Origin of the sequence: Kitasatospora sp. NPDC088264 (genome assembly GCF_040685715.1) — a bacterium.
Lineage (GTDB): Bacteria > Actinomycetota > Actinomycetes > Streptomycetales > Streptomycetaceae > Kitasatospora.
This window is the reverse complement of sequence record NZ_JBFBIR010000078.1, coordinates 13,100-31,451: the sequence shown is the minus strand read 5'-3', so window position 1 is coordinate 31,451 and position 18,352 is coordinate 13,100. Positions and strand designations below refer to the sequence as shown.

Genomic DNA, 18,352 nt, shown 5'->3' with positions numbered 1-18,352 from the left:
AAGTACGGCCCAGTACGAGGACGCTTCGCCGGCACGCCCAGCCGGGCGCCCAACGCCGCGCGCTGATCCGACGCGAATTATGAAACACGCCCTAGGCAGCGACCCGCGGCGGGTTCAGGCCCGCAGCAGGCCCTGCTCGCGCACCAGCCAGCAGATCGCGGTCAGCCGGTGCACCGCGTAGTCGTACCCCACCGGCTCCCGCCAGCCGATCTCGGTGAGCGCGTCCAGGAAGCCGAGCGCGTAGTCCGACAGTTCCTCACGGTCCAGGGGCCGGGGCGCCAGCTCCGGCCCCTGTGCGTACAGCAGTTCGCGCAGCATCGCGACGTGCTGGTCGACCATCGCGACGAAGCCGGGCTCGAAGGCGAACTCGGCCAGCCGTGGCGTGAACGCGGCGACGATGCCGGGCAGCGGGCAGCCGGCCGGCTCGTCGGGGGAGCGCCGGAAGGACTCGTCGGGGGTGGCGAACATCCGTCCACGGTAGGCGAGCGGGTCGGCCGGACCGGCGGCTCGTGACGGTTCCGTGCTGAGACCTTGGCCACCTTCGGGAGCTTCGGCGGCTTGGCCGGTTCTCTGCGCCGATCCGCGGGTGGTCTGTACCAGAATGGTCCGCATGGATCTCCGCATCTTCACCGAACCGCAGCAGGGCGCGAGCTACGACACCCTCCTGGCGGTCGCCCGGGCCGCCGAGGACCTGGGCGTCTTCAGTGCCTTCTTCCGCTCCGACCACTACCTGAAGATGGGCGACGTCGACGGCCTGCCCGGGCCGACCGACGCCTGGATCACCCTGGCCGGCCTCGCCCGCGACACCCGCACCATCCGCCTCGGCACCCTGATGACCGCCGCCACCTTCCGCCTGCCCGGCGTCACCGCGATCCAGGTCGCCCAGGTGGACGCGATGAGCGGCGGCCGGGTCGAGTTCGGCCTCGGCGCCGGCTGGTACGAGGCCGAGCACGCCGCCTACGGCATCCCCTTCCCGAAGGAGAAGTTCGGGAGGCTGGAGGAGCAGCTGGCGATCATCACCGGCCTGTGGAACACCAAGCTCGGCGACACCTTCGACTTCGCCGGCGAGTACTACACGCTGACCGGCTCGCCGGCGCTGCCCAAGCCGGCCCAGGACCGGATCCCGGTGTTGGTCGGCGGGCTCGGCCCGAAGCGGACCCCGGCGCTGGCCGCCCGCTTCGCCGACGAGTTCAACCTGCCGTTCGCCTCGGTGGAGGACAGCGCCGCCCAGTTCGGCCGGGTCAAGGCCGCCGTCGAGCAGGCCGGGCGCTCGGTCGGCGACCTGGTGTACTCCAACGCCCTGGTGGCCTGCGTCGGCCGCGACGACGCCGAGGTGGCCCGCCGGGCGGCCGTGATCGGCCGGGACGTGGACGAGCTGAAGGCCAACGGCCTGGCCGGTACCCCGGACGAGGTCGCCGAGAAGATCGGCCGGTACGCGGACGTCGGCAGCGAGCGGGTCTACCTGCAGATCCTGGACCTGGACGACCTCGACCACCTGGAGCTCATCGCCTCCCGGGTCGCCCCCCAGCTCGGCTGACCCGCCCGCACGGCACGCCCTGATCCGGCACCGGCCGGCCGGGCCCGGCGACCACCGCTCTTTACTCGCTCTTGGGAATGCGTAATGCTCCGAGGGAGGGAACGGCGCGGGGAGGACCGGTGACCAGGACGAGAACGGCGGAGGCGGCGGCACCCCGGGTGCCGCCGCCCCCTGGACGGGGCCTCGCCGCCGCCCGGCAGGCCTTACGGGTGCAGCCCGGCCTGCACGACCTGCGGGCCGGCCCCGCCCCCGTGGCGTTGCACTACCCCGCCGGCGACCTGCTGGTCGTCTCCGGGCTGCCCGGCAGCGGCAAGAGCACCCTGATGCGCCGCTGCGTGCGCGCCCCGCTGGTCGACTCCCAACTGGTCCGCGAGGAGTACGCGGCCAGGCTGCCCGGCCGCCTCCCGTACGCCCTCTACCGCCCGCTGGCGCGGATCGCGCACTACCGGCGGCTGCGGCGCGCGGTGCTGGCCGGCGGGCCGCTCGCCGTCCACGACTGCGGCTCGCTGTCCTGGGTGCGGTTCTGGCTGACCCGCACCGCCGCCCGGCAGGGCCGCCGGGTGCACCTGCTGCTGCTGGACGCCGAACCGGCCGAGGCGCGGGAGGGCCAGCAGAGCCGGGGGCAGGGCGTCTCCCGCTACGCCTTCCTCCGGCACCGGGCCGCCGTCGACAGGCTGCGGCGCCGGCTCACTGGGGCCGGGCGGCCGCCGGAGGGCTGTGCGTCGGCCGTGGTACTCGACCGGGCCGCCGCGCGCGCCCTGCGGGAGATCGTCTTCGCCGCGTCGTAGTCTCGGCGGGTCCGCGCCGAGCCGGGCGGGCCCGGGGCGCGGCCGACACTCCGTCAACTCCCTTGTCAGGAGCGCAGATGCGCCGTACTGCCCGGGTGCGCTCGCGTGCCCCCCGTCTGTTCCCCTGGGCCGCCGCGCTGGTCGCGGCCACCGGTCTCAGCCAGCTCGCCGCCCCGGCCCCGCACTCCGCCGCCGTGACCGCCGCGGCCGCCGTGACCGCGGCCTGTGCGGGCTCCGACTCCGACGCCGCCGCCCGCAAGCCGGCCGGCGGCCAGGCGGGGCAGGACCCGAACGCCGTCACCGCCGCCGAGGCCCGGGCGATGCAGGCGGACCTCGACGACCGGCTCGCCCAGCTCTCCTCCGCCCACGCCCGGATCGGCGCCCCGACGACGGTGCCGGTCTTCGTCCACGTGATCCACGCCGGTGACGCCGGCCGGCTCGACGGGGGCGTCGTCGCCGCCCAGATCGACCACCTCAACGCGACCTACGGCGGCCAGGGCGACGGCAACACCCCCAGCCAGTTCCACTTCGAGCTGGCCGGCACCGACTACACCGACAACGCCTCCTGGTACGACGGCATCACTCCCGGCTCCGGGGCCGAGGCGGCGATGAAGAGTGCGCTGCGCAAGGGCGACGCGGGCACCCTCAACCTCTACACCGCCAAGCTCGGCCAGTCCCTGCTCGGCTGGTCGACCTTCCCGGGCGCCTTCCGCTCGAACCCCGCCGACGACGGCGTGGTCGTCCTCGACGCCTCCCTGCCCGGCGGCGCCGCCGCCCACTACAACGAGGGCAGCAGCGCCACCCACGAGATCGGCCACTGGCTCGGCCTGTTCCACACCTTCCAGGGCGGCTGCCTGCCCCCGGGCGACTACGTGGACGACACCCCGCCCGAGCGCACGCCCGCCTACGGCTGCCCCGAGGGCCGTCACACCTGCACCGGGCCCGGCCTGGACCCGATCCACAACTTCATGGACTACAGCTACGACTCCTGCATGAGCCAGTTCACCCCTGGCCAGGTCCAGCGGATGGCCGACTCCTGGGCCGCTTACCGGAGTTGAGCCGTCAGGGAGGGGTCGGTGCCCGGGCATCCTCGCAGAACCGCAGAACCGCAGAACCGCAGAACCGCAGAACCGCAGATCGGCCAGGCCTATTGCCATCGATCTGAATGCAAAACGCCGATCACGGCGTGGCAAATATCGACCACACGCCCGATTTGATCTATGTTCGGGGTGTCGGGACCGAGCAGGAACTGAGCGCCAAGGAGTAACGCCATGAGTGCCAACCCCCGGATCGTCGTCGGCGTGGACGGCTCGCCCGCCTCGGAGCAGGCGCTGCGCTGGGCGGTCGACTACGCACGGGCCGTCGGCGGGACCATCACCGCGATCGCCGCCTGGGAGTACCCGGCGTTCTACGGCTGGGCCGCGCCGAGCGTGCCGTCCGCCGAGGTCTTCAACCCCGAGGAACTGGCCGGCAAGACCCTCTCCGACACCGTCGTCAGGGTCGTCGGCGACGACCCGGGCGTGCGGATCAGCGAGAGCGTGATGCCCGGCAACGCCGCCCAGGCCCTGCTGGAGGCCGCCAAGGGCGCCGCGCTGCTCGTCGTCGGCAGCCGCGGCCTCGGCGGCTTCTCCGGCGTGCTGCTCGGCTCGGTCAGCCGCCACCTCACCGAGCACGCGTCCTGCCCGGTCGTCGTCGTCCGGGAGGGCCAGGTGGCCGAGGCCGAGTAGCGCGCCGCCCCGCCGGGCCGCCGCGCGGTGGAGGATGGAGGCATGCCAGAAGGTGACTCCGTCTACCGCGCGGCGGCCCGGCTGCACGAGGCCCTCGCCGGGCAGGTGCTGACCAGCGCCGACCTGCGGGTGCCCGCGCACGCCACCGCCGTCCTCGCCGGCCGCCGGGTGCTGGAGGTCGCCCCGCGCGGCAAGCACCTGCTCACCCGCCTCGAAGGCGGCCTCACCCTGCACACCCACCTGCGGATGGACGGCCGCTGGGAGGTCTACCGGCCTGGCGAGCGCTGGTCCGGCGGCCCCGCCTGGCAGATCCGCGCCGTCCTCGGCACCGAGCGGGGCACCGCCGTCGGCTACCGGCTGCCCGTCGTCGACCTGCTGCGCACCGCCGACGAGCAACGCGCCGTCGGCCACCTCGGCCCCGACCTGCTCGGCCCCGACTGGGACCCGGTGGAGGCCGTCCGCCGGCTGCTCGCCCACCCCGGCCGCCCGCTCGCCGAGGCGCTGCTCGACCAGCGCAACCTCGCCGGCATCGGCAACGTCTACGCCGCCGAACTCTGCTACCTGGCCGGCGTCACCCCGTGGACCGAGGTCGGCCAACTCCCGCGCCCCGACCGGCTGGTGGAGCGGGCCCGGGAGATCCTCGACGCCAACCGGCTGCGCCCCGGCCACGTCACCACCGGCGACACCCGGCGCGGCCACCAGCACTGGGTCTACGGCCGGGCCGGCCGCCCCTGCCCGCGCTGCGGCACCCTCGTGCGGACCGCCCGCCAGGGCACGCCCCCGCAGGACCGGGTGGCGTACTGGTGCCCCTACTGCCAGCGCGGCCCGGCCCCGGCCGGTACGGGTGTCAGGTCCGCTCGACCAGGGCCGGATGACGCGGGTCGTCCACCCGGACGGTGACGTCGGCGGCCTCGGCCGGGCCGGTCTCCGCCTCGTAGCGGGCGAAGGCGGGCAGCGTCCACTGCTGGTCGGCGGGCGTGCGGCGGGCCAGGGCGGTCGGGGTGAGCGCGAGGTGGACGGCCAGCTCCAGCGGCAGCCAGCGGCCGAGCAGCAGCGCGCCGTCCAGCAACAGCACGCCGCCGGGCGGCAGTTCGGCGTACGCGGCGCGGGTCGAGCGGTCCGTCACCGGGTCGCGCAGCGAGGGCAGGACGCGGCCGCTGGCACCGGGCTCCAGCGGGTCCAGTACCTCGCGCAGCAGGGCGCGGTCGTCCAGCCAGAGGTCGTGGAAGGCGTCCGCGTCCTGGTGGCCGTACTCCAGCCGGATCGAGGCCGGGCGCAGGAAGCCCGCCGCCGACACCCGCAGCGCGGGACGGCCGCGCAACCGCAGCGGCTCCACCAGGGCGTCGGCGAGCACGTCGGGGCGGGCGGCGGGCGCGCCGTCCACCGCGACCCGCAGCCACCGGCCGCCGGGGTCGGACAGCGCGGCGATGCGGTCGGCGAGCACGTCGGCCAGCCGGTCGGGGGAGATCGGGTGCACCTGCATCAGGCCATCCTGTCGTGCTGTCGTGCCGGGCGGTCAGGTGAGCGGGAGGGCGTGCAGGACGTCGTCGTGGCCGACGTAGAGGTGGTTCGCGTCGACGGCGAGCGACCAGACGTCCTTGCCGGGGCCCGAGTCGAGGAACGTCCAGCGCGGCGTGCCGCTCGCGGTGTCGATCGCGCACACCCCGGCGGCCGCCGGGCCGGGGACGAACAGCGTGCCGCCGACCACCAGCGGATGGCTGCGGCGGTCCAGCAGGAACGGCAGCCGGTAGGCCCACTGCCGTGCGCCGGTGACCGCGTCGTGCCCGGTGACCAGGCCGTTGTCGCGGGTCAGGTAGACCCGCGGGCCGTCGGAGACCAGGGCCATCGCCCGCCACGACTCGCCCCGGGCGGGAGAGACCGTCCAGGCCGGCTCGCCGCCGGGGCGCAGCGCACGGACGCCGTCGGCGCCGTCGGGGACGTAGAGGTGCACCGGGCCGCAGACGCACCAGCTCAGGCCGCCGGTGTTGGGGGCCGTCCACAGCTCCCGGCCGTCGGCGGCGTCCCGGACCACCAGCTCGCTGCCGTCGCCCAGGTTGCGCAGGCACGGGAGGCGGCCGCCGGTCGCGGTGACCGGGGTGAACGGCCGCTCGTTGCGGTCGATGGAGAGGTGCCACAGCACCGAGCGGTCCGCGACCCGGACGGCGAAGAGCCGGCCGTTCGGCGTCGAGCTCTCCCGCGACCAGTCCCAGACGTACCCGTACAGGGTGCCGTCGTCGAAGCCGGACAACTGGACGGAGCCCTGTAGGTCGTCGGGCAGCGGCAGGCTCCAGTCGGCGGCGGGGTCGCCGAGGTGGCGGGCGTCCAGGTGGCCCGGGGAGGTGGTGAATACCCGGTCCGGCCCGAGCACCACCTGGCCCAGCACCTCCAGGTCGCTCGGCCAGTTCCCGCGCGGTGGGTCGACGGTGAGCAGCCGCGCCGCCTCGCCGGTGGCCGGGTCCAGGACCTGGAGCCCGGCCCGGGACAGGAACACCGGCCGGGTCGGCGGGCCGGTCAGCCGCTCCGGGGTCATCGCCTCCGGCCCCCGGTACGTCCACAGCGGGGTCGGCCCGGACAACGCGGTCGGCTGCGGCTTCGGCGGCGGAGCCGGCTGGTCCACACCCGAACGGCCGAACGCCCACACCGCCGCGCCCGCCGCCAGCACCCCGGCCCCCGCCAGCAGCCCGCGCCGGCTCAGCCGCGGCCCGTCCCCGCCCCCGCCGACCACGTCCACGGGCTCCCGCGCGGCGCCGTCCGCCTCCCCGTCCCACTGCCACGAGGCCTCGCGCACGGGCCCCTCGGACGACGGCGACTGCATACCGGCTCCCACCTCCCCCATGGCGCCCCACGCGCCACCACTCGCCCGGAGGATATCGAACAGCCCCCGAACCACCCGAAACCCCGACCGGGGCGTACTGGGCTGAGGCCCACAGCACAGGCCCGCCCAGCAGCCCCGGGGGAGGTACGGCGTGACGGCCGAGATGATCGCACCCGAGTGGATGCACCGGCAGATCGCCAGCGAGCAGTACGACTCCTGGACCGTGGAGCAGTGCGCGGGCATCGAGATCGTCGACGGGACGGTGGTCGTGAGCCCGAGCGCCTCCAAACGGCACAACCGGCTCGCACGGTTCCTGGCGAACGCCCTGGACGCGGCCGGCGGCGCCGAGTGGAATGCCGACACGGACTTCGACGTCAGGCTCCAGGACGTGCCGCTGAACAACCGTCGCCCGGACGTGGTGGTCTACCGGGCGGACACGATCGACGAGTCGCCCACCAGACCCGCGGACGTGCTGCTGCTCGTCGAGGTCGCCCCACCGGGTTCGGAGACCACCGACCGGGTGGTCAAGCCGGAGCAGTACGCCAAGGCGGGCATCCCGTTCCACTGGCGGGTCGAGCAGGTCTCCGGCGGTGTCCCGATCGTCCACACCTACGTGCTGGACGCGGCGAGCGGTTCGTACCGGGTGGGCGAGTTGTTCACCGGTCAGGTCGAGGCCGTGGTGCCGTACGCGGTGGAGGCCGATCTCTCCGGGCTGTGAGGCGCGCGCCCGTCAGTGCTGCGGTGGGTGGTCGGCGAGGTCGGCGAGGTCGGCGAGGTCGGCGAGGTCGGCGAGGACGGCGAGGACGGCGGCGTGGCAGGGGAGCGGGGCGCACCAGCAGCCGAGGCGGTGGCCCCGCAGGGGCGGGACGAGGGCGAGCAGGTCGGGGCGGGCGAGGAGGTAGGCGCGGTAGTCGGCGACCATCTGCTCGCGGGTGAGGTCGGGGCCGGGGCGGTAGGGGCAGTGCAGCGGGGATTCGGACAGGTGCCAGCCGCCGCGGTGCATGGCGCGGCCGACGTAGACGACGTCGGCGCAGGAGGGGTCGTCGCGGTGGCCCTTGAGGTTGACCACGGTGGTGCGGCCGGAGGTGGTCGGCATGCCGTCCATGCTGGCGCAACCGGGGCCGACGGGCATCCGGGGTCCCGGAGGGCTCGCCTTGACACGCCCCGGGGCCCGGCGTAGCAAAAGAGCATGCGCCATCCGCACGCGGGCGGCCGTGACCGGGCGGCGCCGCCCGGCCCGCACCGGCCGCTGGAGCCCCACGCCGCCCCGGCGGCGGCCGAGCGGGACGACCTGCTGGCGGGCGCCGTCCGCCGGGCGCTCGGCGGCACCGGGGCGTACGGGGCGATGGTGTACCTGCGCTCGCGGGACGGCCGCTCGCTGGTGCTCTGCACGATCGCGGGCGTACCGCTGTCGATCATGAGCCCGTTCCGGCGGATCGCCGCCGCCGGCCCGCTGCCCGTCGCCGTCAGCTTCCGCACCGGGCGGACCGTCACCCTGGCCGACACCGAGGACACCATGCGGCGCTTCCCGCAGCTCGCGGTCGGCATGCCGTACGACTTCGCCTCCGCCTGCGTGCCGGTGGCGGGCGGCGAGGAGCGGTTCGGGGTGCTCAGCGTGTTCTGGCCGGCCTCCGACGATGGCGTCCCGGAGGACGCCCCGTCGCGGCTGGCGGAGGTGGCCGAGCGGCTGGCCGCCGGGCTGGCGGGCCTGGCGGCGGCCGGGCACCCCGTGGAGCCGGGCGGCGACGCGGCCGTGGTCGAGCTGCCGCCGCCGTCCGCGCCGACCTGCCGGGTCGGGATGTTCGACTGGAACGTCGCCACCGGGGCGCTGGCCGCCGACGAGCAGTTCCTCGCGATCTTCGGCCTCGAACCCGACGAGTTCGACGGCACGGTGGCCGCCCTCGGCAGCCGGATCGCCCCCGGTGACCTGCCCGAGTTCCGGGCCGCCGCCCGGACCGCCCTGGCCCGGGGCGAGGTGCTGGCGGCCAGGGTCCGGGTGCTCGGGCCGGACGGCCACCCGTACCCGGTGGAGCTCTGGGCGCGGGTGCCCGCGGCGATCTCGGACGGCCGCACCCATCTGGTCGGCGCCGTGCTGGACGCCCGCACCCTCACCGCGGCCGCGGCCGCCGTCGAGCGACTGCGCGAGGGCGTCTTCTCACTCGACCCGGACGGCCGGGTCAGCTACGCCAACCGCGCCACCGAGCCGCTGCTCCAGGCGCGCCGCGAGGACCTGGTCGGCCACCACCTGTGGGACGTGCTGCCCTGGCTCGCCGACCCCTTCTTCGAGAACCGCTACCGGGCCGCCCTGCTCTCCCAGCAGCCCACCGCCTTCCTGGCCGCCCGCCCGCCGGACGGCTGGCTCGCCTTCTCGCTCTACCCCGACACGCACGGCGTCACCGGCCGGGTGGTGGCCGCCGAAGCCCCGCCGGGCGCGGCCGAACCGAGGGCCGCGCCCCCGCCGTCCGCGGCCCGCGGCGCCACCCCGACCGGTGCCCCCGCCGGCATCGGCGGCACCTACCACCTGCTCCAGCTCGCCAGCGCGCTCACCGAGGCGGTCAGCGTGCGCGAGGTCTGCCGGGCCGTGGCCGAGGAGATCCTGCCAGCCTTCGGCGGCCAGGAGCTCGCCATCTACGGGGTGTGCGACAAACACCTGCACCTGATCTCGCAGACCGGCTACCCGGACGGCTTCCTGGACGGTTTCGAGGGCACCCCGGTCGCCGCCCGCATCCCCGGCGCGGAGACGCTCAGCACCGGCACCCCGATCTTCTTCGAATCGGTCCGCGAACTCGCCGCCGCCTACCCCGGCATCGCGCTCGACGACATGGGCGCCTGGGCCTTCCTGCCGCTGATCGCCTCCGGCCACCCCGTCGGCAGCTGCATCCTCGGCTTCGACCGGCCGCGCCCCTTCACCGCGGAGGACCGCGGCCTGCTCACCGCCCTCGGCGGCTTCATCGCCCAGGCCCTGGAACGGGCCCGGCTGTACGACGCCGAGTTCGCCCTGGCCCGCGGCCTCCAGCAGGCGCTGCTGCCGCACCGCCTCCCGGACGTGCCCGGCATCCGGATCGCCGCCCGCTACCTGCCCGGCACCCAGGGCATGGAGATCGGCGGCGACTGGTACGACGCGATCGTCACCGGCGGGGACGTCACCCTGGTGATCGGCGACGTCGAGGGCCACAGCGTCGGCGCGGCCGCCACCATGGGCCAGCTGCGCAGCGCCGTCCGCGCCTTCGCCACCGGCGGCGACCCGCCCGACCAGGTGCTCGCCCGCACCAACCGGCTCCTCCTCGACCTCGACCCCGGACTGCTCGCCAGCTGCTGCCTCGTCCGCCTCACCCCCGCCGACGGCCGCGCCCGGATCGCCCGGGCCGGGCACCTGCCACCGGTGCTGCGCTTCCCGGACGGGTGGGCCGAGGCGCTGTACGTGCCGGGCGGGCCGCTGCTGGGCGTGGAGGAACAGGCCGAGTACCCGGTCAGCGAGCTGCGCCTGGCGCCCGGCACGGTGGTCGCGCTGTACACGGACGGGCTGGTGGAGGATCCGGCGATGGCGATCGACCAGGGGGTGGACCTGCTGCGGGCCGCGCTCGGGCGCGGCGGGGCGCAGGGGCCGGACGGCCTGGAGCTGCTGGCGGAACGGATCCTGCGCGAGGTCGGCTCCTCGCACCGGGTGGACGACGTGGCGCTGCTGCTCATGGCCTTCGGTGAGGACGACTCCACGGGCGTGTCCACGGGCGTGTCCACGGGGGTGCCCACGGAGGTGCCCCGAACGCCGTGAGCGGCGACTTTCGTCGGGGGCGGGGGCGACGAACGGTGGCGGCGGTCGGGTGGCGCGGCCCGATAGCCTCGACGGGTGGATGCGATGGCGCGGGCCTGGAAGAAGGCGGTACGGACGGCGTTTCCCGGGCCCTGGCCGCCCCGGCGAGTGGTGGGCCAGGGCGCGCTGGCCCTGCTGATGGGCGGGGTCGCGGCCCTGCTGGAGGTGGCCGCCGGTGCCGGCCACCCCGTCCTGGTGGGGCTGGGGGTCGCGCTGCTGTGGGTGCTGCGGCCGGCCTTCCCGGCGACCGTGCTGCTGCTCACCTCGGCCGCGGCCGGCTGGGCCGTCGGCCCGATGCTGCTGCTGGTCTGCGCCGGCTGGTCGGCCGGGGCGAGGCTGCGCCGGGTCACCGCGTTGGTCGGCACCTTCGTGCTGAGCTGGGTGCTGTTCATGGTGACCGGGGTGCTGAAGGACGCCGGCTCGGCCTCGCCCAAGCTGATCGTCGGGCTCTCGCTCGGCGGCTTCCTGCTGGTCGCCGTGCTGCCCGCGCTGTGGGGCCGCTACCGGGCCCAGCGCCGCGCCCTGCTGGACGCGCTGCGCGAGCGCAACGACCAGCTGGTGCGCGAGCGGGTCATGGTGGTGCACCAGGCCCGGCTGCGCGAGCGGCACCGGATCGCCCAGGACATGCACGACAGCCTGGGCCACCAGCTGGCGCTGATCTCCGTGCACTCCGGCGCGCTGGAGGTGGACCGTACGCTCAACGACCGGCAGCGCGAGGCGGTCGGGGTGCTGCGGCAGGCGGCGGTCGCGGCGATGCGGGAGCTGCGCGAGGTGGTCGGCGTCCTGCACGACGAGTCGACGGCGGTGCGGCCGGCGACGGACGCGTCCCCGGCCCGGGGCGGGGTGGACGGGATCGAGGGGCTGGTCGACTCCTCGCGGGCGGCCGGGGCGCGGGTCTCCTTCTCCCGGGAGGGCGAGCCGCGTCCGCTGGCCGCCGCGGTGGACCACGCGGCGTACCGGATGGTGCAGGAGGCGCTCACCAACGCGCACAAGCACGCCCCCGGCGCGCCGATCACCGTCGCGCTCCGGTACGAGCCGGACGCGCTGGTGGTGGAGGTGGTCAACCCGTGCGCCCCGGAGCCCGTGGGCGTGCGCGCCGGCGCGGGCCCGGCGGTCAGCGGCGGCCAGGGGCTGACCGGCCTGCGGGAGCGGGCCCGGCTGGTCGGCGGCATGGTGCACGCCGGGCCGACGCCGGACCAGGGGTTCCGGCTGGCCGGCGTGCTGCCGTACGAGGGGGCGGAGGGCACGGGCGACGGGGCCGCGGCGATCGCCGGGGTCGACGACTGGGTGCTGGACGGCCTGCCGCCGGTCGTCGGGGCGGAGGAGGGGCGGCGCAGTCCGGCGATCGGCTGCGCGGTCGGGGTGGGGGCGGTCGGCCTGACCGTGCTGGGGCTGCTGATCTGGGGCGTGGTGGCCTTCGTCCAGGGCACCGACGACGCGACGGTGCCGAAGTCGGTGTACGACGGGCTGGAGACCGGCACGCCCGAGGCCGACGTGCTGCACCGGCTGCCGCCGGGGAACACCTTCTTCACCGACGACTACCGGGGCAGCGGGCCGAAGCCCCCGGAGGGCGCGCACTGCCGCTGGTACCTGTCCGGTGACCTCAGCGACGCCTGGGGCCAGGACAATGTGATGCGGTTCTGCTTCAAGGACGGGGTGCTGGTGGAGAAGGAGCACTACCTCACGAAGTCCTGACCGCCCTGATCGCTCTGACCGTCCTGACCGCTCTGACCGGGTGGGGCGCGGGGTTCGGCCGGATGTGAGGATGGTGTTCCTGCCGCAGCACCGTTCGAGGGGAATGACCAGCCGTGATCCGAGTCCTCGTCGCCGACGACGAGCCGCTCATCCGCGCCGGGATCAGGATGATCCTGGGCTCTGCCGCCGACATCGAGGTGGTCGCCGAGGCCGCCGACGGGCGGGAGGCGCTGGAGCTGGCCCGGGCGCACGGGGTGGACGTGGTGCTGCTGGACATTCAGATGCCGGTGATGGACGGGCTGACGGCGCTCGCGGAGCTGCCGAGGGTCGCACCCGGCGCGCGGGCGCTGATCCTCACCACCTTCGGGGAGCGCGAGAACGTCCTGCGCGCCGTGACCGAGGGCGGCGCCGGATTCCTGCTCAAGGACACGGCGCCGCACGAGCTGATCCAGGCGGTGCGCGCGGCGGCCGGCGGGTACGCCTTCCTGTCCCCGGCCGCCACCCGGCACATCGTCGACTCGCTGGCCTCCGGGCGCAGCGGTTCGGCGGCCGCCCGGGGTGCGGAGGCCCGGCGCCGGCTGGAGGTGCTGACGCCGCGCGAGTTGGAGGTGCTGGCGCTGCTCGGCGAGGGGCTGTCCAACGCGGACGCGGGGGCGCGGATCCACATGAGCGAGGCGACGGTGAAGACGTACGTCAGCCGGATCCTGGCCAAGTTGGGCTGTGAGAACCGGGTGCAGGCGGCGCTGTTGGCGCGGGACGCGGAGCTCGGCGCCCGGGACTGAACGCGTCCGACCGGTCGCGGAGCGTGTCGGGTGTGGCGGATGCCACCAGATGGCCCGACGGAACGGGGAACTCCGGCTTCAGTGGTGACGGTGCGTCAGCTCGTCGTCGCGGTGGGTGGATGGTGTGCTCGGGCTCACAGGTGGACAGAGGTGAAGGGGGGCGTGAAAGTTGATCAGTTGATCTTGAAAATGTGGTCAAACCTGGTCGAACTGGGCGCGGCACCTTGATCAATACCGCCGGTAACAGTCAACTGACCTGCGGAGACCAAGAATTGCTTGCTGCACCCCGAGGTGGCCCGTAGCTTCATTGGCGGTGCAACGAGCACCACCCGGGTTCACCCCGACGCATGGCCCGCCGACCTGACCCCCGGCGCGAGGGCCGTGCCCGCCGACGCGACCAGCTCGAACAGGTCGTCGGCGAGTGGAGGTGGCCGGGGCGGCACGGCGCGTCCCAGACGTGTCCGGCCGCCCGTCGAGCGAGGTGAGCGCGACTATCGGCCCGTCATGGGTCTGGTTCCGCCTGCCCGCCCGGGGCTTGCCGAGAGGACTTATATGACTTCCCGTCACGAGACCGCCGCTGCCACCGACACCACCGCCACCAAGCGCAACCGCGTGCGGATGGCGGTCGTCGCGGGCGCCGCCGTCGCGGCCCTGCCGGTGGCCGGCCTCGTCACGGCCACCTCGGCCTCCGCCGCGCCCACCTCCAGCTGGGACTCCGTCGCCCAGTGCGAGAGCGGCGGCAACTGGAGCATCAGCACCGGCAACGGCTTCTCCGGCGGACTGCAGTTCACCCCCAGCACCTGGAGGGCGTACGGCGGCACCGCCTACGCCCCCCAGGCCCACCAGGCCAGCAAGGCGGAGCAGATCACGGTCGCCGAGAAGGTCCTCGCCTCGCAGGGGCCCGGGGCGTGGCCGGTCTGCTCGGCCAAGGCGGGCCTGAGCAAGGGCGGCGCCCCGGCCGCCGTCGACACCACCGACACCGCACCCTCGAAGCCGGCTGCCAAGCCGGCGCCCAAGGCCAAGACGCCCAAGACCCAGGCGCCGCAGGCCCCGCAGGCGCCGAAGAGCAAGCCGGCGCCGAAGCAGCAGGAGGCGTCGAAGCCGCAGCAGTCGGCCAAGCCGGCGCAGTCGGCGCCGTCCTCGGAGAAGAACACCTCCGGTGGCGGCTACACCGTCAGGAGCGGCGACACGCTGAGCGGCATCGCGGCCAAGTTCGGTACCGACACCGGCAACCTGTACGGCAAGAACGCCCGCACCATCGGTGGCGACCCGGATCTCATCTTCCCGGGCCAGACCCTGACCGTCTGACACCTCCGCACACCCGCGCCGAGCGGCCGCCCCTCCCCGGGGCCGGCCGTTCGGCCCGGCGCGTTTCCGGGGTCGGGTGCGAGAGAGGGCCAGGCACGAGGGGAGGGGGCGTGCGAGCGGGCGTGAGGCCGTGTGCGCGGGCGCTTCGGGAGATAGTTGAAGGTTGAACGCGACGTCTGAATACCGCCGGAGCTTTCCGGCGCCGAGGCCCAGGATCGAGTCATGTCCGAGATCGGAACCGGGGGTTCTGATCGGAACGAGTCGGATCACATCCGAATGAGGAGTTCTGGAGATATGACGATGAACGGTGCGGCGAAGCTCGACGGCAAGGTGGCCCTGGTGACCGGCGGCAGCCGGGGGATCGGGGCGGCGGTCGCGCTACGGCTGGCCGAGGAGGGTGCCGACGTCGCCCTGACCTATCAGGGCGGGGCCGAGCGGGCCGAGGAGGTCGCGGCGAAGATCACCGCGATGGGGCGCCGCGGTTGGGCGGTCCGCGCGGACTGCGCCGACCCGCAGGCGGTGCAGTCCGTGGTCGCGGAGGTCGCGGAGCGGTTCGGGCGGCTGGACGTCCTGGTGAACAACGCGGGCGTCGGTGTCCTCGGCCCGATCGGTGACCTGGCGCTCGACGACGTCGACCGGGTCCTGGAGGTGAACGTCCGGGCGCCGTTCCTGTTCGCCCAGGCCGCCTCCGCGCACCTGGCCGACGGCGGGCGGATCGTCACCATCGGCAGCTGCATCGCCAAGCGGGTCGCCTTCCCCGGCGCCACCGTCTACTCGCTCAGCAAGGCGGCGATGATCGGCCTGACCAAGGCGCTGGCCAGGGAGCTCGGCCCGCGCGGGATCACCGCGAACGTGGTCCACCCCGGCCCGATCGACACCGACATGAACCCGGCGGACGGTGAGGCCGCCGAGCTCCAGAACAGCCTGACCGCACTCGGCCGCTTCGGCGCGGGCGCGGACGTCGCCGCCGCCGTCGCCTACCTGGCGGGCGAGGACGGCCGGTACGTCACGGGCGCGGAGCTCGCGGTGGACGGCGGGTTCGCGGCCTGACAGTTCAGGCCTGACAGCTCGCGGCACGTCGCAGTACGGAGACCGGCCCGGTGGTGCGACCACCGGGCCGGTGTCGTGGCGGGCGATCGTCGACGGACGCGTTTACGATCGCCCGGTCCGAGCGGTGCTCCCGACCGCACCCGGCCACGCCGGCGACGCGCTCCCGACCGAGAGGTGTGCCATGACCGCAGCGGAAGACCCGATCGACCTGCTCGCCCGGGCCCTCGCGCAGACCGCCGGGCTGATCGACGGTGTCGGCGTCGAGCTGGCTGGGCACCCGACGGCCTGCCGCTCCTGGGACGTCGGCGACCTGGTCAGCCATCTGCTGTTCGACCTGCGGCAGTTCACCGTCCGGGCCGGGGGCGGGCAGCCGGACTGGTCGCAGCCCTTCGAGCGGGTGGAGGAGGACTGGCTGCACGCCTTCGAGGCCGGCGCCGAGGAACTGGTCGACGCCTGGCGGGCGGCGGGCGACCTCACCGGCACGCTGGAGGTCCCCGGCGTCGGCGCCCTGCCGGCCCGCTTCCCGGTGGACCAGCAGATCGCCGAATTCGCCGTCCACGACTGGGACTTGGCCCATGCCACCGACCAGTCCACCGAGGGGCTGGACCATGAGGTGGCTCTCGCCGCCCTGGCCTGGGCCCGCGGCGCCCTCACGCCCGGGTACCGCGGCGCCGAGGAGGAGCAGCACGCCTTCGGTCCCGAGGTCGCCGTTCCGGAGGACGCCCCGCCGTACGACCGGCTCGCCGGCTTCTTCGGCCGCGACCCGGAGGCCGTGCGGTCCTGAGTCCCACGGAGCCGGCGGGCTCCGCAGGCTCCACATCACCCGCCTAGCGGACCGCATCCGGGCAGGTCGGAGGCCCGGTCGGCGCGGCCGGACCGGGGTTGACGACGGTGTGCCCTTCCACCACCCTTCCACTAATCGAATAGTGAAAGGGTACTTTGCCGATGCGTCTGTTCCGTCCGCCGCGTCGACCTGCCGTCCTGGCCTGGGGCCTGGCCGCGGGGTTCGCCGCGCTCTACACCTGCGTCGCCGTCAACCGCTACCGGCGCGGCCTGAGCAAGGCCTACGACCTGGGCATCTTCGAGCAGGCCATTCGCGCGTACGCGCACGGGCAGGCGCCGATCGTGCCGCTCAAGGGGCCCGGTTACCACCTGCTCGGGGACCACTTCCACCCGCTGATCGCCGTGCTCGCTCCGGTCTACCGGTTGTTCCCGGGGGCCGTCACCCTGCTGGTCGCCCAGGCGCTGCTGATGGCGCTGGCGGTCGTGCCGCTCACCCGGTGGGCGTACGAGGCGGGCGGGCCGCGGGTCGCCCTGGTGATCGGATGCGTGACCGGGGCGTCCTGGGGGATCGTCCGGGCCGTCAGTGACGACTTCCACGAAATCGCCTTTGCCGTACCGCTGTTGGCCTTCGCAGCCGCCGCGCTCGGCCGGCGCCGCCACCTGGCCGCGGCGCTGTGGTCGCTGCCGCTGCTGCTGGTCAAGGAGGACCTGGGCCTGACCGTGGCCGCCTTCGGCCTGCTGATCGCCTGGCAGGCCCGCCGGGGCCGGCGCGGCCCGCTGCCGGGGCTCGTGCTCGCGGGCGTCGGGGTCGCGGCCACCGTGCTCACCGTGACGGTGGTGCTGCCCTCGTTCAACCCGCACGGCGGGTTCGACTACTGGCAGCAGTTGGACGGCGGCGGGCGGCCCTCGCCCTGGTCCCTGGCGGCCCGGATCGGCTGGCCCCCGATCAAGTGGCTGCTGCTCTTCCTGCTCGCCGCCACCGCGGGCTTCCTCGGGCTGCGCTCGCCGCTGGTCCTGCTCTGCGTGCCCACCCTGGGCTGGCGGCTGCTCTCGGCCAACCCGCACTACTGGGGCGTCAGTTACCACTACAGCGCGGTGCTGATGCCGCTGGTGATCGCCGCGCTGGTGGACGCCCTGACCCGCACCGACCCGCGCCGGGCGCGGCACGCGCTCGCCGTCAGCGCCCTGGTGGCGGCCGTGACGGTGCCGGTCTATCCGCTGCACGAGGTGGTGATGCCCGAGGCGTGGCGCACCTCGCCCCGGCTCGCGTACACCCGGGCGCTGCTCGGCTCGATACCCGACGGCGCGGCCGTCGCCGCCTCCAACCGCCTCGCCGCGCAGCTGACCGGCCGGGCCACCGTCACCCTGGTCTGCCAGGCGCCGACCGGGCCGGGGCCCGAGTGGGTGGTCGTGGACCGGACGGACCCGAGCGTGCAGGCCCCGTGTGCGACCGCCGACACCGCCCGGATGCTGGTCGAGTACGAGCAGCTCGGCTACCGGCGGGTCGTCGACCAGGACTCCCTCCTGCTGCTGCGACGGCCCTGATCGTCCGCATCGCCGGGCCCCCGGTCCGGCTTGACCCGGGTGCCGCAGTGGGTCACTATTCCACTATTGGACTAGTGAAAGGTCGAATCGCGTGTGATCGAGTACCGCATCGAGCGGCGCAGCGGCGTCTCCACCTACCAGCAGATCGTTCAGCAGACCAAGCAGGCCTTGCGGCTCGGGCTGCTCCAGCCCGGGGACAAGCTACCGACCGCGCGGGAGGTCGTCGAGCTGACCGCGATCAACCCGAACACCGTGCTGAAGGCCTACCGCGAACTGGAACGCGAGGGCCTGGTCGAGCCCCGGCCGGGGCTCGGCACCTTCGTCCGGCGCTCGCTCGCCCGGCCGGAGGCGGCCGCCGACGGGCCGTTGCGCGCGGACCTGGTCGGCTGGGTGGACCGGGCCCGCGAGGTCGGACTGGAGCGTGAGGACATCGCCGCGCTGATGGCCTCCGTTCTGGAGCAGCGATTCGACACCGGGGTCTCCCCGGAAACACCGAGTTAGAGGACAGTGG

Annotated in this window: 18 protein-coding genes; 14 read left to right on the top strand and 4 right to left on the bottom strand. The window is 74.6% G+C overall.

What is annotated here, in order from left to right:
* Positions 1 to 114: 114 nt before the first annotated feature.
* Positions 115 to 468 carry a DUF6401 family natural product biosynthesis protein gene (locus tag AB0O82_RS35060; protein ID WP_363588504.1) on the bottom strand — a complete coding sequence of 118 codons (354 nt, stop codon included), beginning with the start codon at positions 466 to 468 and terminating at the stop codon, positions 115 to 117.
* Positions 469 to 610: 142 nt separating this feature from the next.
* Here AB0O82_RS35060 and AB0O82_RS35055 point away from each other — a divergent pair, with 142 nt between their 5' ends.
* The 5 genes from AB0O82_RS35055 (at position 611) to AB0O82_RS35035 (ending at position 4,952) form a co-directional block, all read left to right on the top strand.
* The gene (locus tag AB0O82_RS35055) at positions 611 to 1,537 is read left to right on the top strand and encodes an LLM class F420-dependent oxidoreductase (RefSeq protein ID WP_363588502.1); all 927 of its coding nucleotides are present in this window, start codon (positions 611 to 613) and stop codon (positions 1,535 to 1,537) included.
* A gap of 119 nt (positions 1,538 to 1,656) precedes the next feature.
* Positions 1,657 to 2,325 (top strand): AAA family ATPase, encoded by a 669-nt coding sequence (locus tag AB0O82_RS35050; protein WP_363588500.1) that lies wholly within the window; start codon positions 1,657 to 1,659, stop codon positions 2,323 to 2,325.
* Between the two features lie 77 nt (positions 2,326 to 2,402).
* Complete coding sequence (locus AB0O82_RS35045) at positions 2,403 to 3,383, top strand: zinc metalloprotease (protein WP_363588498.1); 981 nt, start codon at positions 2,403 to 2,405, stop codon at positions 3,381 to 3,383.
* Positions 3,384 to 3,596: 213 nt separating this feature from the next.
* On the top strand, positions 3,597 to 4,052 hold the full coding sequence (locus AB0O82_RS35040) for a universal stress protein (protein ID WP_363588496.1): 456 nt from the start codon (positions 3,597 to 3,599) through the stop codon (positions 4,050 to 4,052).
* Positions 4,053 to 4,094: 42 nt separating this feature from the next.
* Positions 4,095 to 4,952, top strand: a complete 858-nt coding sequence (locus AB0O82_RS35035; protein WP_363588494.1) for a DNA-formamidopyrimidine glycosylase family protein — start codon at positions 4,095 to 4,097, stop codon at positions 4,950 to 4,952.
* Here AB0O82_RS35035 and AB0O82_RS35030 read toward each other — a convergent pair.
* Positions 4,900 to 5,535 carry a uridine kinase gene (locus AB0O82_RS35030; RefSeq protein WP_363588492.1) on the bottom strand — a complete coding sequence of 212 codons (636 nt, stop codon included), beginning with the start codon at positions 5,533 to 5,535 and terminating at the stop codon, positions 4,900 to 4,902. The genes AB0O82_RS35035 and AB0O82_RS35030 overlap by 53 nt on opposite strands.
* Positions 5,536 to 5,568: 33 nt before the next feature.
* Positions 5,569 to 6,867 (bottom strand): PQQ-binding-like beta-propeller repeat protein, encoded by a 1,299-nt coding sequence (locus AB0O82_RS35025; protein ID WP_363588490.1) that lies wholly within the window; start codon positions 6,865 to 6,867, stop codon positions 5,569 to 5,571.
* Positions 6,868 to 7,018: 151 nt separating this feature from the next.
* Between AB0O82_RS35025 and AB0O82_RS35020 the strand changes: the two genes are divergently transcribed.
* Complete coding sequence (locus AB0O82_RS35020) at positions 7,019 to 7,585, top strand: Uma2 family endonuclease (RefSeq protein WP_363588488.1); 567 nt, start codon at positions 7,019 to 7,021, stop codon at positions 7,583 to 7,585.
* Between the two features lie 12 nt (positions 7,586 to 7,597).
* Here AB0O82_RS35020 and AB0O82_RS35015 read toward each other — a convergent pair whose 3' ends face one another.
* Positions 7,598 to 7,963: a DUF4326 domain-containing protein gene (locus AB0O82_RS35015; protein WP_363588486.1), complete on the bottom strand. Its 366-nt coding sequence runs from the start codon at positions 7,961 to 7,963 to the stop codon at positions 7,598 to 7,600.
* A gap of 93 nt (positions 7,964 to 8,056) precedes the next feature.
* Between AB0O82_RS35015 and AB0O82_RS35010 the strand changes: the two genes are divergently transcribed.
* The 8 genes from AB0O82_RS35010 (at position 8,057) to AB0O82_RS34975 (ending at position 18,342) form a co-directional block, all read left to right on the top strand.
* Complete coding sequence (locus tag AB0O82_RS35010) at positions 8,057 to 10,639, top strand: SpoIIE family protein phosphatase (RefSeq protein WP_363588485.1); 2,583 nt, start codon at positions 8,057 to 8,059, stop codon at positions 10,637 to 10,639.
* A gap of 84 nt (positions 10,640 to 10,723) precedes the next feature.
* Positions 10,724 to 12,373 carry a sensor histidine kinase gene (locus tag AB0O82_RS35005; protein WP_363588510.1) on the top strand — a complete coding sequence of 550 codons (1,650 nt, stop codon included), beginning with the start codon at positions 10,724 to 10,726 and terminating at the stop codon, positions 12,371 to 12,373.
* A 113-nt stretch (positions 12,374 to 12,486) separates the two neighbouring features.
* Complete coding sequence (locus AB0O82_RS35000) at positions 12,487 to 13,155, top strand: response regulator transcription factor (RefSeq protein WP_363588483.1); 669 nt, start codon at positions 12,487 to 12,489, stop codon at positions 13,153 to 13,155.
* Between the two features lie 552 nt (positions 13,156 to 13,707).
* Positions 13,708 to 14,463, top strand: coding sequence for a transglycosylase family protein (locus AB0O82_RS34995; protein WP_363588481.1), 756 nt, complete (start codon positions 13,708 to 13,710; stop codon positions 14,461 to 14,463).
* A gap of 300 nt (positions 14,464 to 14,763) precedes the next feature.
* Positions 14,764 to 15,513 (top strand): SDR family oxidoreductase, encoded by a 750-nt coding sequence (locus AB0O82_RS34990; protein WP_363588508.1) that lies wholly within the window; start codon positions 14,764 to 14,766, stop codon positions 15,511 to 15,513.
* 181 nt (positions 15,514 to 15,694) lie between these two features.
* The gene (locus AB0O82_RS34985; RefSeq protein WP_363588479.1) at positions 15,695 to 16,297 is read left to right on the top strand and encodes a TIGR03086 family metal-binding protein; all 603 of its coding nucleotides are present in this window, start codon (positions 15,695 to 15,697) and stop codon (positions 16,295 to 16,297) included.
* A gap of 161 nt (positions 16,298 to 16,458) precedes the next feature.
* Positions 16,459 to 17,841 (top strand): DUF2079 domain-containing protein, encoded by a 1,383-nt coding sequence (locus AB0O82_RS34980; RefSeq protein WP_363588477.1) that lies wholly within the window; start codon positions 16,459 to 16,461, stop codon positions 17,839 to 17,841.
* A gap of 93 nt (positions 17,842 to 17,934) precedes the next feature.
* Positions 17,935 to 18,342, top strand: coding sequence for a GntR family transcriptional regulator (locus tag AB0O82_RS34975; RefSeq protein ID WP_063350485.1), 408 nt, complete (start codon positions 17,935 to 17,937; stop codon positions 18,340 to 18,342).
* Positions 18,343 to 18,352 lie beyond the last annotated feature (10 nt).

What these genes read in the sequence shown, in the direction of transcription:
- AB0O82_RS35060 (WP_363588504.1), bottom strand. Translation starts at nt 468, where the DNA reads ATGTTCGCCACCCCCGACGAGTCCTTCCGGCGCTCCCCCGACGAGCCG.
- AB0O82_RS35055 (WP_363588502.1), top strand. Translation starts at nt 611, where the DNA reads ATGGATCTCCGCATCTTCACCGAACCGCAGCAGGGCGCGAGCTACGAC.
- AB0O82_RS35045 (WP_363588498.1), top strand. Translation starts at nt 2,403, where the DNA reads ATGCGCCGTACTGCCCGGGTGCGCTCGCGTGCCCCCCGTCTGTTCCCC.
- AB0O82_RS35040 (WP_363588496.1), top strand. Translation starts at nt 3,597, where the DNA reads ATGAGTGCCAACCCCCGGATCGTCGTCGGCGTGGACGGCTCGCCCGCC.
- AB0O82_RS35035 (WP_363588494.1), top strand. Translation starts at nt 4,095, where the DNA reads ATGCCAGAAGGTGACTCCGTCTACCGCGCGGCGGCCCGGCTGCACGAG.
- AB0O82_RS35030 (WP_363588492.1), bottom strand. Translation starts at nt 5,535, where the DNA reads ATGCAGGTGCACCCGATCTCCCCCGACCGGCTGGCCGACGTGCTCGCC.
- AB0O82_RS35025 (WP_363588490.1), bottom strand. Translation starts at nt 6,867, where the DNA reads ATGCAGTCGCCGTCGTCCGAGGGGCCCGTGCGCGAGGCCTCGTGGCAG.
- AB0O82_RS35015 (WP_363588486.1), bottom strand. Translation starts at nt 7,963, where the DNA reads ATGCCGACCACCTCCGGCCGCACCACCGTGGTCAACCTCAAGGGCCAC.
- AB0O82_RS35010 (WP_363588485.1), top strand. Translation starts at nt 8,057, where the DNA reads ATGCGCCATCCGCACGCGGGCGGCCGTGACCGGGCGGCGCCGCCCGGC.
- AB0O82_RS35005 (WP_363588510.1), top strand. Translation starts at nt 10,724, where the DNA reads ATGGCGCGGGCCTGGAAGAAGGCGGTACGGACGGCGTTTCCCGGGCCC.
- AB0O82_RS34995 (WP_363588481.1), top strand. Translation starts at nt 13,708, where the DNA reads ATGACTTCCCGTCACGAGACCGCCGCTGCCACCGACACCACCGCCACC.
- AB0O82_RS34990 (WP_363588508.1), top strand. Translation starts at nt 14,764, where the DNA reads ATGAACGGTGCGGCGAAGCTCGACGGCAAGGTGGCCCTGGTGACCGGC.
- AB0O82_RS34985 (WP_363588479.1), top strand. Translation starts at nt 15,695, where the DNA reads ATGACCGCAGCGGAAGACCCGATCGACCTGCTCGCCCGGGCCCTCGCG.
- AB0O82_RS34980 (WP_363588477.1), top strand. Translation starts at nt 16,459, where the DNA reads ATGCGTCTGTTCCGTCCGCCGCGTCGACCTGCCGTCCTGGCCTGGGGC.